Here is an 18927-nt window from a genome sequence, read left to right on the forward strand (position 1 = left end):
TATCCTAGGTTGAATCCGCAACCTTTATGTCGTGCCTTTCATGAAAATTTGTTCTCAAAAAAACTCAAAAAGAAATTCAAAGGTTTGGTATTGAGTATTTTTTCTCTTAAAACCTTAAAAGCCTTTCCAATTTGATTTTCAACCGTATTGACCGAAATCCCTAATATTTCGGCTATTTCTTTGTATTTATAGCCCTCAAATTTGCTTAAAACAAAAATGTTTTTGCATTTGGGAGGCAGTTCTTCAATAGCTTTTCTCAGCGCAACCAATCGTTCTTCTTTCAGGGAGCTATGCTCTTCTATAATCTCGTTCAGGGCATGGTGCCTGATGGTTTCCAGTTTTTCGTTTATTTTTTTCTTTTTCCTGTAATTATCAATAAACGTATGGTATGCAGATCTAAAAAGATAATTTTTAAAAGAGGTATGGATTTTAAGGTCCGTTCGTTTCTCCCAGAGTTTTAAAAGCACATTTTGTACAATGTCTTCCGCAGCCTGCGGACTGTTTGTATAACTACTAATATATTTACATAAATCATTGTAATACGTCAGATAAATATATTTGTAAGCAGCTCTGTCGCCTTCATTTAAGGCGGATACAAGTTCTTTATCTGAATAAGAATTACTGCTCAAATTTGCTGGTTGGTTTAGGAAATATTAATACAAAAGAAATAAATTATAATAAAAACATGGTGGTTTTTTAAAATTATTGCGTCACAATAACAGAAAGCCCGGAAATTACCAATTGAAATTATAAGACATATGTCACAAAAAAGAATGAAACATATTATTTCAAAGTATATTAACAACGAAGCTACTGAAGCTGAGATTAATATGCTGGAAATATGGTTGGAAAGCAAGAAGAATAGAAAAGTATTCAAAGAGTACTTAAATATTGATTATTTAGTAAAGCAGGATTTAGAGTTTGACGCTTTAAAAGCTTACGAAGAAGTTGTACAAAACCTTTCAGCACCAAAAGTTATTCCGTTATATAAGCGAAACATCTTTAAGTATGCTGTGGCAGCATCCGTGGTGTTGCTTTTGTCACTGCCTTTTGTTTTGAATAACATAAAGGGTACGGATAACACATCGGTTATTGTAAATAATCAAATTGATTCCGGAACAGATAAAGCGGTTTTAACTTTGGAAAACGGTACGGTCGTAAATCTGGAAAAAGGGAAAGCGTTTAAAGTTGAAGGCCTTGTAAGTAATGGCGAAAAAATTGTATATGATGCTAAGAAGACGTCTAAAGCGATTGCCTATAACTACCTGGAAATCCCTAGGGGCGGTCAGTTTAACATGGAGCTTTCTGACGGGACAAGAGTGTGGTTAAACTCAGAGTCTAAAATTAAATATCCAAAAGAGTTTATTGAAGGGCAAACGCGTGAGGTAGAGCTTATTTACGGAGAAGCCTATTTTGACGTTTCGCCTAGTACAAAACATGGCGGTGCAAGGTTTAAAGTGTCGACAGCGCTGCAGGAGGTTGAGGTTTTGGGAACTGAGTTTAATGTGAAAGCTTATAAGAACGAAGCTATTGTTTATACCACACTGGTTGAAGGAAAAGTGGCTGTGGAAAACGAATCGGCAAGTGCTTTTTTAGAACCGAACCAGCAATCCATAGTGTCAGGCAACACCTCTGAAATAAAGGTGAATGACGTGGACGTTTTTGATGAAGTATCATGGAAAAATGGTGTATTCAGTTTTAACAATAAGCCTTTAAAGGACATTGTTGCCGTATTGGCAAGGTGGTATGATGCCGATATTAGTATTGAAAATCCGGATATTGAAAATTTAGAATTTAACGGTGTTTTAAGGAAAAACAAATCACTGGAAGATATATTGAATAGTATTATAAACACAAACGATTTTGCCTATGAGATAACAGACAAGAAAGTCATTTTAAAATAAAAAAAGAAAAGGGAATAGGGCCTGTACCTCTCACAATGCAAACCTTTCCTCCCTTTTAGTGAATAATTAATTAAAACAATGTTTAACTAACTAACACACAAATTTATGGAAATTAAGTTAACCAAAACACTTTTCTGTAAACGAAAAGTGGTACTGAACTTCATTATGAGAACATTTATATTTTTGTTTTGTGCTGCAGTTTTCGGATTCACTCCTAAGAATTCATTCTCTCAAAATGTCAAGATTGTAGTAGACAAAAATAAAACCGTTACGGTTGATGAAGTTTTTAACCTCATTAAAAAACAGACGGAATACACCTTCTTTTACAGAGCCGATTTATTTAAAGACCATCCAAAGGTGGAGTTAAGAAAAGGTGTAATATCTGCTACGGAATTACTACAAAAAAGCATCAGGATTAAAGACTTTAATTTTGATTTCGCAGATGATAATACCATTACCATTTCAAAAAAAGAAAAAACCGATGAACCGGCTCAGGATACTTTTACCATTACAGGTACGGTAACAGATGAGTTAGGCGGGCCACTGGCGGGAGCTACTGTATATGTAACGTCTAATAACATAGAGGAAAGTAATCCAGATAATATATCTCCCGATTTTTTAATTAGAGGAACACATACGGATTTTGATGGTAATTTTACTTTAGAAGTATCATTAAACTACTACCTGGTTGTGTCTTTTATTGGTTTTGAGTTTACCTCTCAACAAATAACCACTAAGCAGGAGTCTTATAAAATTGTTTTAAAAGAAAGCGTCAATACACTTGATGAAGTGGTGATTTCGGGTATTACCAGAACTCAAAAAGCACGCTCATCCGCGGCAGCTTCAAAAATTACAAAAGAGAATATCTCAAGACAGGTTACGACCAATTTAGATGATAAGTTAGAAGGATTATCGCCCGGGCTTACACTTAATACTGTAACCAGTGATGGCGGGCAAGCCAGGTTAGAATTAGTGCTTAGGGGTATAAGTACGTTTAATGAACCGGGGCAGGAATTCGATCCCATTCTTGGAGAGATAAATAGAATTAACAGACAGCCTCTTATTATTTTAGACGGATTCCCCTATGAAGGCCCGTTCAATGATATTGATGCCGAAACTATTGAAACCATAGACATTTTAAGAGATGCCGCAGCAACAGCTATTTGGGGTGTGCGGGCAGCTAACGGAGTTTTGGTAATCACTACTAAAAGAGGACGCATTGGTAAGCCACGCATTAGTTTTAAATCTAATTTAACCTTTGGTACCAAACAGGACTTAGACAAGTTTGGTTTGGCTTCGGCATCAGAAACCATTAAGATTTTAAACGCTTTTCAGGAGTTAGAGCCTACCAGTTTTAGTAATAGAGCCAACTCAGCTGTTAACGGTTTCACCCTTTCAAGTCAATATACTCAGTTAAGTGTATTTGAAGAAATATGGGCACAGTTTTATGCAGGAAGTATAGATGAAACCCAAAGAGACGCACAATTGGCTATGTTAGGGCAAAGAAATGTGTTGCCGCAATTTGAAGATGCGTTTATTAGAGGAGGAACTGTCTATCAAAATTCCCTAAATATAAACGGCGGTGGTTTTGGTACGCGCTATAACTTTACCGCCACGCATACAAAAGAGGAGCGACCTGCTGTTGGTGATAATTTTGAAAGGCTAAACTTAGCGCTTACAACAGATATGATCGTTAATGAGAAACTAAAAGCCGTATTGGATGTTAGTTTGGCAAATACAGTTACCAGAGATAACGGAATAGGTGTTTCAGACTTGTATTCCAATGGTACCGGTCCAGGTATTAATATGTTTGATAATTTAGTTGATAGCAACGGAAATGCTTTGCCTATTTTAGACGTTTTTTCCGATAATTTAGATGGGTTTTTAACCAATGGATTTGAAGACATATCTTATAGTCCGATTACTGACAGGCGTTTAAGAAATAACGAAACAAGAGGGTTTAATTTGCGCTTGGCAGCCGGTATTAACTATAAATTCTTCGATTGGTTATCGGCCGATTTAAAATATCAATATAACCGTATCTCTGAAACAGTCAACAATGTAAGAGTTGCCGACCTGTACAGAGTTAGAAGAGCCAACAATAGTTATATTACAGGTTTAGATACCGGTAACGGCGTGACCAGAGGGGTGCCTTATGGTGGTACTTTAGAAAGAAGAGAGCAATTAATTGCCAACGATGTCTTTAGAGGTACACTAAATTTTAATAAAACCTATGGGGGAGAGCATTTTGTAACTGCTTTGGCTGGTATGGAAGTGTCCCAAAATAGCTTGACTGTAGATCAACAACAGTTTTTTGGGTATGATGATACTACCGGCTTATACGATGTGAATTTCCACCCGGGTGGATTTGGTCAATTTGGTTCGGTACCCGGAGCTATTTTATTTGGTTCTGTTTCTAATAGTAACTTATATACACCGGAAATAATCAGCAGGGTAATTTCATCATTTGCCAATGTGGGGTATACTTATAAAGACCGATATAACTTTGAAGCTTCGGGTAAAATAGATCAGTCGTCCACATTTGGTTTAGGAAAGCGATTAAGTAAGCCATTACTTTGGGCAACCGGTGCGAGCTGGAACATTCATAATGAAGATTTCTTTAATTCGGCATGGGTTAATCAGTTAAAATTAAGACTATCCTATGGTAAAAACGGGAACCTGAGAAGAGGATTAACAGCAATAACTACCATCAGATATAGCGTTGACAGATTAAATAATGAACCGGATGCGCTTATAGATAATCCCGGTAACCCGGATATCACTTTTGAGCAAACCACTACCAAGAATTTAGGATTGGATTTCCGTATTTTCAATAATCTGGCGGGAAGCATTGATGTTTATGATAAATCTTCAACAGATCTTCTAACCTTAAAAAATATAAATTCAACGCTGGGTCAGACTGACCGTTTTGGAGAAGCCGTATTTACTAATAATGGCGAAATCTCTAATAAGGGGTTTGAACTTGCTTTGGCATCAGATATTATCCAAACAGATAATTTTAACTGGAACGCTAATTTTAATATCAGCCACAATAGAAATAAAGTGGTGTCCTACGGATTTATTCCGGAAACAGATGCCAGTGGCTATATGTTTGATGTAGATGGAGACAGAACACAAATTGTTGGGCATCCGGTTAGTTCAGCAGCCCGATATCGTTGGGCAGGGTTAGATAGTGAAGGAAACCCACAGGTCTTTAATGACAATAATGAGCCTATTGGCTATTTGGCTACTCCTGATGAGCTACCTACAATTGCAGGATTAGAGGTTACCAAACCTTTTATCGCGCCAACATTTGGAGGATTAACCAATAGATTGACCTATAAGAATTTAACATTGTCATTTTTAATGACCTTTAAATTTGGTCATGTGTTCCAGGAATCTCTTAGAAATAAATACCCTTACACCGGAGCTAATTTTTCACACGCGTTCCACAGGGATATTGCCAATGCCTGGGAAAATCCCGGAGATGAGGCATTTACGGATATTCCGGCAATACCAAGAACAGCAAGCACATTTTTCAGTGAAGGTGAGACAGGATTTGATAGAAGGGATTTATTTGAAAGAGCTAATATAGGCATTTTAGACGCCAGCCATATTCGTCTTAGAGATATAACCCTAAATTACAATATGGGAAGTGAAGGTGTGAAAAAGTTAGGGTTTGAAGCCATTAACTTTACATTTCAGGCTAGAAACCTAGGATTATTATGGACAGCAAATGATAAGGATATAGATCCCGAATCTGTACCTTTTTCAGGACGGGCTATTACTTTTGCAGGAAGTTTTCCGTCAGCCTACAGGCCGGGAATCAGAGTTCCGGTATCATTTGTGTTCAGCGCACAGTTTAACTTCTAAAATCAAAGACCATGAAAATATTAAAATATATAGTGATCATATTAGTTGCAGGCGGACTACATTCCTGTGATGATTATGTAGATATAACTCCCAGGGGTAATGCCATTGCGCAGTCACTTGATGATATTGATCTGTTACTAAACAATGCCACTTCTTTTGGGGGCGATGGTTTGGCTCAGGCATTCAGATATGAAATACCGATAGTTGTGAATGATAACATTGAAATGAGGGCTCAGGATATCAGTAGCATTGAGAGCGGTTTTAGTGCGGCACTGGCCAGAATTTACAGATTAGAACCGGTATTTTATTCAACCCAGGAAAATGATGAGTTGTGGAGAGAGACCTATAAAAAAATAGGTACTATGAATTACGTGTTGCAACTTCTCGAAGATCTTAATGAAGATTCGGAAGATAAGGATCATTTTAAAGGTGAGGCATTGACCAGAAGGGCCTTTTACTATTTCTTACTGGTAAATGTGTACGGGCAGCATTATGGACTTCCTAATGCCTCAGAATCTGGATCTGGCGTCCCTATAGTTACTGTTTATGGAGATGAAAATGTAGCTATTGACAGAAAATCTGTAGATGAGGTTTATATCTTTATTTTAAATGATTTACAAGAGGCCTTGTCTCTGCTAAGAGATAATAGACGAAATGGATCCAGAATTAATAAACCGGCTGCACACGGTTTGTTAGCAAGGGTGCACTTACATATGGGAGATTATGATGAGGCATTGGATAATGCTGATTTGGCCTTAACTTTTAATTCGAACCTGATGAATTACGCGACGTTTCCGGCAGATTTTTTCGGAAACATAGCTCCGCCTAATGGCCTGGATAATCCAGAACATATTCTATTGGGAGAAGCTCGGGTTACCTCTGCATTTACTGAAAGTTTTTCACGTGTAGTTTTTGGGAGGTTTTCCCCAGAACTTGCGGCATTATACGATCAAGCGAATGATTTGAGAATAAAGGTGCCGGGAACTGACTTCGTTGACGGAAGTTATGTTTACGGACTTTTTAACAGCTTTTCTTTACAACATGCTGTGGGTATAACGGTTCCGGAACTAATGCTTATCAGAGCCGAGGTCTTTGCACGTTCAGGAGATATTACGGGAGCATTAGATGAACTTAATGCCTTAAGAGCAAATAGATTTGATGCTGATTTTGTTGTAACAGACGGGCATTTATTAACGGCATCAGATCAAGCTGAGGCTTTGGCTCATGTCATTGATGAACGCAGACGAGAATTTCATGTTAACGGTATGAGATTCTTCGATATAAAACGCCTGAACGCTCTGGATAATGCAGGTATTAGCCTTACAAGAGGTTCTGTAACCTATTCGCCAAATGGAGCAAATTGGGCAGTACCGTTAAGCCCTAATGTTATCAATAACAGCAACGGGCAAATATCTCAAAATCCAAGAGAATAATTAATAAATAAAAGAGTTGCTCATTTTTTGAGTAACTCTTTTATTATTGGTTTACAAACTAACTAACCCATTTTTAACTCAGGCTTATATAACTAACCAAATCAAGTAAACCTTGCATTGTGGTACAGGAAAATCTATATCTAAACTTTAAATATTTTAAGATGAACAAAACAGCCTTTTTAACCTTTTCTGGAGTAATAATGCTTTTACTCATGTCTTTTACTTCAGTTCAAGCTCAAACCAAAGTAGAAATCGGTAAAGCAGCCCCAGGTTTTGAATTACAAGCTTCAGATGGTAAAACCTATAAACTTTCAGATTTTAAAGGAAACCTGGTAGTACTGGATTTTTGGGCTATGTGGTGTGGACCCTGTAAAAAGAAAATGCCAAAAATTCAGGAATTGAAAGATAAGTACGGAGACAAAGGCGTGGAAGTTATAAGCCTTTTAACCATGAATGCCGGTGCCGAAGAACGTGCTGAAAATTACTTTAAAGAAAAAGGATATTCTTTGAAATTACTTTTCGGAGATAACGAACTGGTGAAAAATTATGATTTAAAATTTTTGCCAACCGTAACAGTGATTGATAAAAAAGGTGTGGTGTTGTACCATTCCACAACATTCAATCCAAACGAATACGAAGATATTGTTAAACTAATTCATGCTAATAAATAATATACAGATGAAACTTTATTGCACATTAATTAGCCTTTTATTAGCTTCTGCGGTTTTTGCGCAAAACCCTGATGAAGACAAGATAAAGACGACCAATTTTATAAAGTTCAAGGAATTGGTAAGTACTAAAATTCCCGGAGCGGTTACGTTCTCGCAACCGGAATTAATTACGGGAACCAAACAGGAAATAAGAACCGAAAAACACGGTTTGATCTATCCGGTATTTTTTGATTGGAATAAGGACGGCAAAAAAGACCTGATGCTCGGAGAGTTTGAAACCGGTGAAACCGGTTCAAATATTAAGGTTTATTTAAACCGGGGATCTAACAAAAACCCTAAATATACCGGCGAGTATTTTTATGCCACTGATGTAAAAGGCGATACCATTACCAATTACCAATGGTGTTGTATCGGGATCCATCCGCGTATTGTAGATTTAGACCAGGATGGTTATGAAGATATTCTGTCAGGGCAATATAATCCGGGAGCTATCTCATGGTGGCGTGGGTCAAAAGACGGCTTTTTACCACGTCAGTTTGTGGAGCAGGAAGGTTATGTTGAAGGCGCTCGCCTGTCTCAAAGTGATTCCCCATGGTTAACAACGTCAAACTCCTATTGGAACTATACCACCTCTGATTTTGCAGATTTTAACGGAGACGGACTACTGGATCTTTTTGTAGGAGGTTCAGGTGATATGCGCGTGGCCCTAAATGAAGGCACTAAAGAAAAGCCCAAGTTTGGATATAGAAACTATTTACATCATGTAGATGGCGGCATTCTTGAAGTAAAACGCCCGTCTCAGGAGACTATTAATGAACAAGCAAAATATGGAAGATACTTGGGGTTAGCAGGTGTTTGGAAAACCTATATAAAACCTGTTGACTGGGATAAAGATGGTGTATTAGACTTATTGGTGACTTACGAGTATAAAAAGAAATATCACAACGCTATAGAGTTTTACCGTGGTGTACAAACCGATAAGGGCTTGCGCTTTGAAAGAAGACAACCTTTGGTTACAGCTAAAGGCGGTTCCAAAGCGTTTCCCGGAGTCCAGCCTATGATCACGTTGATAGATTATAATGACGATGGTGTTGAGGATATTGTTTTCGGATTATCAATCCCAACAATCAACGGTTTTGAAGTAGCTGATGAAATAGCCTGGGCATGGGCAGGTGACTTGGAAATTGAAATGCCAGGGAAAGATGCCGGTAGGCAACTAAAATATTCTGGCGGTTTAGAAGGTGTTAAGAAAAAATTAGAAGATCCTGTTCAAGGTCCTATGTTCAGAAGAATGATGCTCGGTAAATTGGATGACCTGAAATATTTGACCATGCGTCACAGAGGCTATGTGTTTGTTATGTATGGCAAAAAAGCTACAGATAAGGCGGTTGCCAAGAAGGATGTGGTTGCGGCAGAAGCGGAGAAAAGAAAAATTATTCCCAATGAAACGGTTAAAACCGGTAATGTTGACGGACCGGTAGGTTATAAAGTAAAAGGGCCGGAACGCATGACCTGGCGTGGCGAGTACACCTTGGAAGCATCTGTTAGTTTTGATAAGGGATGGCACGGGTATGTAGATAATGTAAAAAATAAAAAAGACGGATTTATCCCAACAACCGTAAAGTTTGAATTACCGCAATGGTTAGAACCTGTAGGAGAGGTGGAAGCACCGGCCGTTTCGTATAAAGGGCTGGCAGAGGTATATAAAGAGACAGTTACTTTTAAGCAGAAAGTTAAAATGAAACGTTTTATGCCGAATGTGCCCAGACCGGAAAGGATTGACCTGGATTCGGCTACTGAGGAAGAAAAAGCTGCATATGAAAAGCAAATGGATGTTTTTCGTGAAGCATTTGCAAAGTTACCACGTACACCAAATGAATTTGATGTCAATGTGAAAGTGAAATGGCAAACCTGTGATGACAACATTTGCCTGCCACCAAAAGAAGTCAATGAAGCCATCACGGTAAGCGTACAAGGATTTTAAAAAGATTAAAACAATGAAAAATATAGTAACAATAATTAGTTTAATACTCCTTTTAGCCAGTTGCAACAAACCTATTGCGTTAGACGACCCCAACGTTGAAGGAACCGGACCAGGCGCTCTGGCGGTCATAGAAAAGGCAGAAGCTGCTTTAGCAGGAATCACGTCAATTTCAGCCGAGATTGAAGCAACCAAAGATTCCGATATGTATGGTTTTGAAAAGACTTATGAAGGTACTCTAAAAGCTGAATTTTCAGGAGAACCGGGAGGTTTGGGAAATCGTTGGTTTGAAACAAAACAATCGGCTAAGGGAAGAGATAAACACATTCGTGGTGTGGTGACAAAAGAAGGCTTAAAAGAATTACACTTATTAAAAAAGAAAGTAATTAAAGGTGATGAAAATGCCTCTTCTGCAGCGTGGATAGCTACTGCTTTTTATTCAGTTTATGGAGATGAAACTTTTTTTACTGGATTAAAGGATTATACAAAAAGACATTTTTATAAACAACACCCACAAAAACAAAATGTGTTTTTAGAAACCATTGAAACCGTACATGGAAAAGAGTGTTATGTAATTCAGGCTTATAATCCGGATTATGACCAACTAAAATTTAGATATTACTTTGGAGTAAAAGATGGATTGTATTATGGAAACTCTACTGAAGTTGATGGTGAAGATGGGAACCAGATTTCAAAAACATTCATTAAAGAATTGATCCTTAATGAAGCATTACCAGAGTTTGATGTAAAGGTTCCTGAGGATTTCGCTGTAGAGATGTGGGTAGCACCCTGGGACCAAAAAAGTATGGAAGTTGGTATGCAGGCTCATGACTGGACTTTAGAAAATGCCAATGGAGGTAAGCAAACCCTATCAAAAGAATATGCTGAAAATGTAGTGTTGCTTGATTTTTGGGCCACCTGGTGCGGGCCTTGTAAAGCTAAAATGCCGTTCATTCAAAAAATGCATGAAACCTATAAAGACCAGGGATTAAAAGTGATTAGCGTATTGTCGGGCGATGTTGGTCATGAAAAAGAAGCGGCAGCTTATGTCAAAAAGTACAAGTATACTTTCGATTTGGTATTTGGCAATAATGAGCTTTCCGAAAAATACAAAATTCGTTTCCTTCCAACGGTCATGATGGTTGATCATACCGGAAAGATCATTCATTTCAGGGACACACCCGGAGTAAATGATAACATTGACGAAAAAGTAGAGCTGGAAGACGCGATAAAAAAAGCCCTGAAACTTTAGCATTTTTTTAAGATTTGGGCAGTAGTGTATTTTCATAAAAGTACTGTCTTAGTAATAGAACAAGTAATTAACTAACTAATAAATCCTCTCACAGTATGAAAAAGTTAGCATTAAGTGCAGTACTCTGTCTTGCACTATTCTCAACGAACGCGCAAGGGATCAAGTGGCAAAAAAATGTAGATGGTGCCACGTTCCAGCAAGTTAAAACCTTAGCCAAAGCAGAGAACAAAAAGATCTTTTTAGACTTCTATACCAAATGGTGCGGACCTTGCCGTTCCATGGATATGAACGTCTTTAACCAAAAAGAAATAGGTGATTATTACAATGACAGGTTCATCAATTTTAAAGTGGATGCTGAGGTAGGCGAAGGCATTGAACTGGCTAAACAATACGAGGTTAGGGGCTATCCTACTTACATTTTTGTGGATACCGAAGGCAAGCCATTAATAGATGCCGGCAGCAGTATTGGCAGGGCTGATGTTGAAAGTATGATAGCGTTTGCCAAAGAAGCTTTAGGAGGAAAAGTAAAGACCTGGGAAGCATATCAGGCAGAATACAATGCTCCGGGTAAAAAAGACCCTGTGTTTTTACAACAATATATGAAGGCCCGATTAAAGTTTAAAAGAATGCCGCCTTCAAAAGCATTGTTATGGGAATGGGTTCAGGCCTTACCACAAGAAACTTTGTTTAAGAATGAGCAGGCTAAAAATACCATTAAATGGCAGGCGTCCCCCGGCAATGAATTTTACAAACTCCTTATTGTTAACACTGATAAATACCCTGAATTAAGTAATAAGCAAAATGCTGTTAAATTCATAAGCAATATACTGCTTATGGCTTCATTTGGCCGTGATGCATCTGTAAGCTTTGAAGACGTTAAAGCTACATTAAAAAAGGACTTCCCAAAGTACTTCGATATGGCCTTAGAGTACACTGAAATTGATAAAATGCGATTCGATCCAAATACAAGAGCAGATTATGCCAATACTTATTTCGAATTTATTGACAGGGAAGATCTGGGAATCGATTTAGCGGGTATGTTATCGGTTAACGATACGCCGCATCTTAAACCGGAATATGCTTTAAGAGCGATTGCCAGATTTGAAGAAGGCGTGAATACGGATCCGCCACATTTCTACTCGGTGGCCAATGTTGCTTACTTACTTTCTAAAGGAGGCAAACAGGAAGAAGCAAAAAAGTTTGCTAATAAGTTCAAAGGGCTGACAGATACCTTTGAAGGCAACAAAAAAATGAAATGGGCTTATGAAACCATGAGGACCATTGAGCAGGGAGAAGTGCCTACGCATCTAACCAGATAATAACTAATCTTAATACAATATTATGAGCAACAGTATAGTAAGCATTCAAAACTTATCACATCGTTATACAACTGATTGGGCTGTAAAAGATGTCAGTTTTGATATCAGTGACCATGGTGTTTTGGGACTTTTAGGGGCAAATGGAGCCGGGAAATCTACCATCATGAATGTGATGTGCGGGGTTTTAAATCAAACCGAAGGTGATGTTTTAATAGATGGGATCAACATACGTAAAGACCCCGTTGAAGCCAAAAAACACATGGGCTTCTTACCGCAAAAAGCACCGCTGTATTTAGACAGTACCGTTGATGAATACTTGGAGCATTGTGCTTATTTACGTCAAATGGGACCGGATGAAATTCCAGCAGCTATGGAGCGCGTAAAGGAAAAATGTGGTTTAGGGCACTTTAGTAAGCGTCTGATTAAAAACCTATCAGGTGGTTACAGGCAGCGAACGGGCATTGCAGGCGCCATTATTCACAATCCGAAATTGGTGGTGTTAGACGAACCGACTGTTGGGTTAGACCCGGTTCAAATTGTTGAGGTTAGAAAGATCATTGAGGAAATAGGGAAGGACCGGGCCGTGATCTTCTCAACACATATCATGTCCGAAGTACAGGCGGTTTGCAATGATATTAAAATGATAGATCATGGGAAATTAGTGTTTTCCGGTTCGGTGGAGACATTCAATGATTATATAAAACCGGACACCATTATTGTGGTAGCTGAAGCATTGCCGGAACTGGCAGCGTTTACCAAAATAGATGGTATTACTAATGCAGAACAACTTAATGAGAAGAAAGTAAGAGTGACATTCAATGCATCTCAAGAAGTAGCAGAACGTATTGTTGAAGCCAGCGTTACAGGAAAATGGAAACTCAGAGAAATCATCATTGAACGCAGCACACTGGATGATGTATTTGCGAAAATGACCAAAGATCTGGAAGAAAAAAATACTAACCAATAAAAAAGGAGTTTAGGATGAAAACAATTTTAAGAATAGCAAGATTTGAAATAAGTATCTTATTCTACTCACCAATAGCATGGTTAGTTTTGGTAGCTTTTATGGTGCATACTGCCATGGGGTATACAGACGCCTTTGATTTGATAACGAGGTATTTTAAAATGAATATTCCATTAACTAACGGCGTCACATACAATATCCTGGCACACCCAATATTCGGAATGTTTAAAGGGGTTTTGGATAATGCTTTTTTCTTTATTCCATTATTGACCATGGGGCTGATAAGCAAAGAAATTGCCAGTGGGTCTATAAAACTGGTTATGTCTTCGCCGGTAACCGCTAAACAATTAGTATTTGGTAAATACCTGGCTATGTTGGGATACATAGGTTTAATGGTAGTGGTCTTAATAATATTTATGATAGCTTCCGGTATTTCAATTCAATCGGCAGATTTTGGATTGATTATGGCCGGGATCATAGGATTCATTTTACTTACGGCAACATATGCCGCCATAGGGTTGTTTATTTCCAGTTTAACGTCGTACCAGGTGGTAGCGGCTATCGGAACGTTAGCCCTGTTATTTGGGTTAGGTTATATGGGTAATGTTGGTCAGGGTGTTCCTATTATTGAAGATCTAACCTATTGGTTGTCTATGTCCGGAAGGGCCAATGGTATGGTAAACGGTTTAATTAGCACTGAAGATGTTATATACTTTCTGATAATTATAGCCATGTTCCTGGCATTTACGGTGATCAAAATTTCTTCCGGTAGGGAAGTCGCGTCTTTTTGGGTGAAATCAAGGCGATACATTGCTTTGTTCGGGATGGCATTTGCATTAGCCTATGTAAGCTCAAGACCGGCTTTAGTGGGGTATTTTGATGCTTCAAGAACCGATTTCAATACGTTAACGCCCGTTAGCGAAGCTATTGTTGACAAAATTGATGGCCCCGTAAAGATTAAGACCTATGCTAATATTTTAGACTTTAGTTCATGGTCTGCAACACCTTCAAGAAAAAAGCGGGACATGTCGCGTTTCGATAACTATAAACGCCATATACCGCAATTAGAATTCGAATATGTGTATTTCTATGACACTATTGTTGGGAGAAGTTATATTATTCAGGATAATCCGGGGAAGACCATTCATGAGATAGCAGCTAAACAACTGGATGTTTTTGACGATTTGGACAGAAGCATGGTCTTGGGACCGGATCAAATCAAAGAAGTGATCGATCTGTCAAAAGAGGACAATCAATTTATCAGACAAATAGAGTACAACGGTAAAAGCAGTTTTGTCAGACAGTTTGACGATCAACGCCAATATCCTTCGGAATATGAAACATCATCATCCATAAAACAATTGGTGGATGGTTCTGCAAAAATGGTATTTGTTTCCGGTCATGATGAACGTCATTTTGAAGGAGGTGCCGATAAACACTTTACACGGGCTTTAACCGAAAGAACCTATCGCGAGTCCATGATTCAAAAGGGATTTGAGTTTGAAAGTGTTGATTTAACTTCGACAAATATTCCGGAACACACTGATATCTTGGTCATTGCTGATCCAACATCGCCTTATTCAGAAACAGAATTAGCAAAAATAAAAAGCTATTTAGATAATGGCGGTAATGCCTTAATTCTGGCAGAACCTTCCAGGCGTGCATTTGTACAACCTATTGTAGATCATTTGGGAATGGGCTTTGTTAATGGCGAGTTACAACAACAAAATGAAGGTTTCGATGCTGATTTTGTTTTAGCTGAATTCTCTAACGATGCTAAATCGCTTTCAGATCAAATTGAAACGTATATTGAAAAACTAAAACGTGTTTCGGTCCCGTCATCCATGGGTGTAACCGTTAAAGATGCCAATGGGTTTAAAGTGACTAATCTTTTAGAGGTGAATGAAACAGACACGACTTTGAAACAGGATTCTTTACAGGCAACACCTATTCAAACGCCGGTGGCACTTATGTTGAGTCAGTCAAAAGATGCTAAGGAACAACGTATTGTAATTGCAGGTGATGCCGACTTTTTAAATAATGTGGAAAATGCCCGCCAATTAAACGACAGAACCAGAAATGCCGGTTTGGTACGCTATTTATTCAGTTGGCTAACCTATGATAATTATCCTGTGAATGCTGATAAAGCCCCAACACTTGATAATGAAATTACTTTAAGTGATACAGGCAGGACAGTGGCCAAATATACCTTAATAGGCGTTATTCCATTCTTAATTTTAGCATTCGGTTTATCGGTGTTAATAAGACGTAGAAAACATTAATCAAAAAATTATAAAAAAATGAAACTATTAAAAACAGTATTACTTTCAGCTTCAGTTTTAGTAAGTTCCGTTGTTCTGGCACAACGTGGACCGGAAGACTTTCCAATATTAAAGTTTGCCGATATTCCGGGAGCACCAAAGCTTCAAAAACCATTTTTGGTAATGGGAGAAACCAAACCTGTTATGGCAGAGAAACACGGATTAGCAGGACCTGCGTTCTGGGATTGGAACAAAGACGGATTAAAAGACCTATTAATTGGTGAATTTGAAACTACCAGTGAAAAACATCATGGAGATGAAGGTTCTACAATACGTGTATACTTGAACGTTGGGACTAAAGAAGCACCAAAGTTTACAGATGAGTGGTTCTATGCACGAGATTCTTACGGTGTTGCTTTAGAAGTTAACCAATGGTGTTGCATTGGGTTCACACCACAGTTTGTTGATTTAGATGATGATGGGAATATGGATATCATCACGGGACAATACCACCCGGGGGATGTGTATTGGTTTAGAGGAACCAGATACGGTTATGCAAAAGGAATTCCGGTAAAGCAAAAGGGAAATCCCTGGGCTTCAATAAATGAAATGTATCCGGGCTACAAAGATGCTGAGCATATTAACACGTTTGATTATTGGGTGTATTCTTCGGCTAATATGGGGGACTTTGATGGTGATGGCGACTTAGACCTGTTAACCGGTGGAAAATACATTCGTATCAGTGAAAATATCGGTACCAAAAAATCACCTGAGTTTGGCTACAGAAAGCCGGCATTGGATATAAATGGTAAACTTTTAAGAGTTCGTACGCCTAATGAAAAAAGTAAAGCGCTTCCGTATTACAATGAAGATTATTATAAAAAATCCTCAGGCGCCGGAAAGACACAGCAGCATGTGGTTGATTGGGATAATGATGGTATTCTGGATATTTTGTCAACGGATGAATATGTAGCCGACGATTATCATGCGGTGACCTTTTTTAAAGGGGTGGCTCCTGAAAATGGAGACATGCAGCGGTTTCAACCGGGTGTTCCATTGTTTGAAGCAGCAGACGGAAGTAAAGCGTTTCCCGGATCCGGTCAACGTGTATATGTAGAGGATTGGAACAATGATGGGGTAAAAGATCTAATTGTTGGCGCTTCCATAGTTACCGTTGATGGTAAATTCCACAGTAAAATGTCATGGGAATGGGAACGTGATTTGGGTATTCCCGCTGCGGGAAAAGATTATGGCAGAACTCCGGAACAGTTTGAGATACCTACTTTTGAAGAATTTCAAAACGGGTTTATGAAGGATTTTCTAAAAGGAAAAACCGAAGAACAAAAGAAGGCGTCCTATAACCAACAAGTATCGTTCAAAAAGCAAGGTTTGGAAAAATTGAAAAAAGCAGGTGTTCCTGAGGCAGTTAACATGTTACACAAGGGGTACATTTATGTGTTTTTAGGTAAAAAATAAAATGATGAAACGAGTTGTTGTCATATTACTGAATTTTGCTATGCTTCAAACGGCTTTAGCACAAGATTTTAAACCTGTTACCTATGAAGTTATATTTCCCGAAAAAGTTTTAAGATCTGAAGGTTTTACCATTACGGCCATGTTTCAAACTAATGGTGAATGGTATATCTATGCGCCAACGGGATTAAATGAAAAGCACGGTATGATTGAAACTAAATTACAGTTTGACCTTCCGGAGGGTATTACGCCCGGTGATCCTGATTTACCAATGCCGAGGCCATATGGAATGTATCAGATCTACCAGGGAAATGATATTAAGATCGGTCAGCGTTTCAATATCAATCCTGATGTAAGGCCAGGTGATTATGAGATATCTTGTACTGTGACTTATCAAACCTGCAATAAATCGGTTTGTTTACCGCCGGACACACAGGTTTATAAAAAGACCATTCGTATAAATTAAATTATTAACTAAAACCTCTCACAATGAAAAATATAATATTATCAGCGGTATTTACACTAACTGCGGTTATGGTAAATGCACAAGGCATTACCTTTGAAAAGGGCTCGTTTGCCGATGTCATTGCTAAGGCCAAAGCAGAAAACAAATTAGTATTCATCGATTTTTATACCACCTGGTGCGGCCCCTGCAAAGCTATGGATGCTAATATTTTTCCCGATGCAAAAGTTGGAGCATTCTTTAATGAGCGTTTTGTATCTATAAAGATTGATGCCGAAAAAGGAGAAGGCATTACACTTGCCAAAAAGTATGAAGTAAAAGGCTATCCGACACTATTGTTCTTAAATGCTGATGAAACCGAAAAAGACCGTTTGGTTGGAGCAGCTCCTAACCCGGAGTTCTTTGTGAATTATGCTAAAAATGCCCTGGGCGAAGGCATTGACTTTGTAGCGTTCTTTGAAGCTTATGAAGGCGGGAACAGAGATCTCAATTATATAAGAGAGATCATGTTAAAAGGGCCCGTATATGCACAAAGTTTAAAAGATAAAGAAGCACAAATAAAATGGTACAAGAAGGTCTATGAAATAGCGCGCTGGTATTTTGTATTAAAACAACCTGAAGATATGCTCAATGCTGAAGATTTTCCTTTAATAGCGCAGTATTTGGACGGCGCTAATAATGGGCATCCGGTTGTGGAATTTGTATATGATCATTACGAAGACTATAAAAAGTTAGTTCCTGTTAAAGATTTGACCATGTTTATTTTGAGAACTAACAATCAATCCATTCACGAGTATTCCGGAAAAGGAGATACAACGTTTAGAGACTTTGTTGAGCAGATTAACGGTCGTTTAAAGCAAGCACATTTGGATGCTTCTGCAGAAGACCCAAATGAAAAAGGAGACAGCTATAAAATCATGAAATATGTTAGCGAAGCCAACTATGAGAAGTCTCAAAACAACTATGATAAATACCTGGACTGGAGTGAAAAATATAGATTATATCTGGCTACATATAAGGAACCTGAGGCTATGGATTATTCTGTAACCGTAGGTAATCTATTATACCATGTCAATAATGGAGGAGGTGTTGCATTAAACCCCATGCAGGCTAAACGTTGTATGGCATTAGTGGAAGCAGGTTTAAAATTAAATGAGAAAGATACCAGGCTATTAGATAACCAGGGGGATTTATTAAACATATTAGGAAAGAAAGCTAAAGCTAAAGCTTGTTATGAAAAAGTGAAAGAATATGTTAAAGGAACGAGGGGGGAAGCCTATTTTACCGAAGCTATGGATAAAAAGATTAAAGCTTTGGCTATTTAAACCTATGT

The 18927-nt window shown here is 38.2% G+C and carries 13 protein-coding genes; 12 read left to right on the top strand and 1 reads right to left on the bottom strand.

Features of this window, described 5'->3' with window-relative positions; genetic code table 11:
- Nucleotides 1-38: 38 nt before the first annotated feature.
- Nucleotides 39-629 carry an RNA polymerase sigma factor gene (locus Q0983_RS18510; RefSeq protein ID WP_299556406.1) on the bottom strand — a complete coding sequence of 197 codons (591 nt, stop codon included), beginning with the start codon at nucleotides 627-629 and terminating at the stop codon, nucleotides 39-41.
- Nucleotides 630-773: 144 nt separating this feature from the next.
- Between Q0983_RS18510 and Q0983_RS18515 the strand changes: the two genes are divergently transcribed.
- The 12 genes from Q0983_RS18515 (at nucleotide 774) to Q0983_RS18570 (ending at nucleotide 18919) form a co-directional block, all read left to right on the top strand.
- Entirely contained in the window at nucleotides 774-1904 is a 1131-nt protein-coding gene (locus Q0983_RS18515; RefSeq protein ID WP_299556408.1) for a FecR domain-containing protein, read from the top strand.
- Between the two features lie 105 nt (nucleotides 1905-2009).
- Nucleotides 2010-5777 (top strand): SusC/RagA family TonB-linked outer membrane protein, encoded by a 3768-nt coding sequence (locus Q0983_RS18520; RefSeq protein ID WP_299556410.1) that lies wholly within the window; start codon nucleotides 2010-2012, stop codon nucleotides 5775-5777.
- Nucleotides 5778-5788: 11 nt separating this feature from the next.
- The gene (locus tag Q0983_RS18525) at nucleotides 5789-7210 is read left to right on the top strand and encodes a RagB/SusD family nutrient uptake outer membrane protein (RefSeq protein ID WP_299556412.1); all 1422 of its coding nucleotides are present in this window, start codon (nucleotides 5789-5791) and stop codon (nucleotides 7208-7210) included.
- Nucleotides 7211-7371: 161 nt separating this feature from the next.
- Entirely contained in the window at nucleotides 7372-7881 is a 510-nt protein-coding gene (locus Q0983_RS18530; RefSeq protein WP_299556414.1) for a TlpA disulfide reductase family protein, read from the top strand.
- A gap of 7 nt (nucleotides 7882-7888) precedes the next feature.
- Nucleotides 7889-9865 (top strand): VCBS repeat-containing protein, encoded by a 1977-nt coding sequence (locus Q0983_RS18535; protein ID WP_299556416.1) that lies wholly within the window; start codon nucleotides 7889-7891, stop codon nucleotides 9863-9865.
- 13 nt (nucleotides 9866-9878) lie between these two features.
- A complete protein-coding gene (locus Q0983_RS18540; RefSeq protein ID WP_299556418.1) occupies nucleotides 9879-11114 on the top strand; it encodes a TlpA disulfide reductase family protein in 1236 nt (411 codons plus the stop codon).
- A gap of 95 nt (nucleotides 11115-11209) precedes the next feature.
- Nucleotides 11210-12433: a thioredoxin domain-containing protein gene (locus Q0983_RS18545; protein ID WP_299556420.1), complete on the top strand. Its 1224-nt coding sequence runs from the start codon at nucleotides 11210-11212 to the stop codon at nucleotides 12431-12433.
- A 22-nt stretch (nucleotides 12434-12455) separates the two neighbouring features.
- Nucleotides 12456-13400 (top strand): ABC transporter ATP-binding protein, encoded by a 945-nt coding sequence (locus Q0983_RS18550; RefSeq protein WP_299556422.1) that lies wholly within the window; start codon nucleotides 12456-12458, stop codon nucleotides 13398-13400.
- A gap of 14 nt (nucleotides 13401-13414) precedes the next feature.
- Entirely contained in the window at nucleotides 13415-15679 is a 2265-nt protein-coding gene (locus tag Q0983_RS18555) for a Gldg family protein (RefSeq protein WP_299556424.1), read from the top strand.
- An 18-nt stretch (nucleotides 15680-15697) separates the two neighbouring features.
- The gene (locus tag Q0983_RS18560; RefSeq protein WP_299556426.1) at nucleotides 15698-17134 is read left to right on the top strand and encodes a VCBS repeat-containing protein; all 1437 of its coding nucleotides are present in this window, start codon (nucleotides 15698-15700) and stop codon (nucleotides 17132-17134) included.
- A gap of 1 nt (nucleotide 17135) precedes the next feature.
- Entirely contained in the window at nucleotides 17136-17597 is a 462-nt protein-coding gene (locus tag Q0983_RS18565; RefSeq protein ID WP_299556428.1) for a protein-disulfide reductase DsbD domain-containing protein, read from the top strand.
- Nucleotides 17598-17620: 23 nt separating this feature from the next.
- A complete protein-coding gene (locus Q0983_RS18570) occupies nucleotides 17621-18919 on the top strand; it encodes a thioredoxin domain-containing protein (protein WP_299556430.1) in 1299 nt (432 codons plus the stop codon).
- Nucleotides 18920-18927 lie beyond the last annotated feature (8 nt).

The sequence above is a fragment of the Seonamhaeicola sp. genome, from assembly GCF_028281565.1.
Classification (GTDB): domain Bacteria; phylum Bacteroidota; class Bacteroidia; order Flavobacteriales; family Flavobacteriaceae; genus Seonamhaeicola.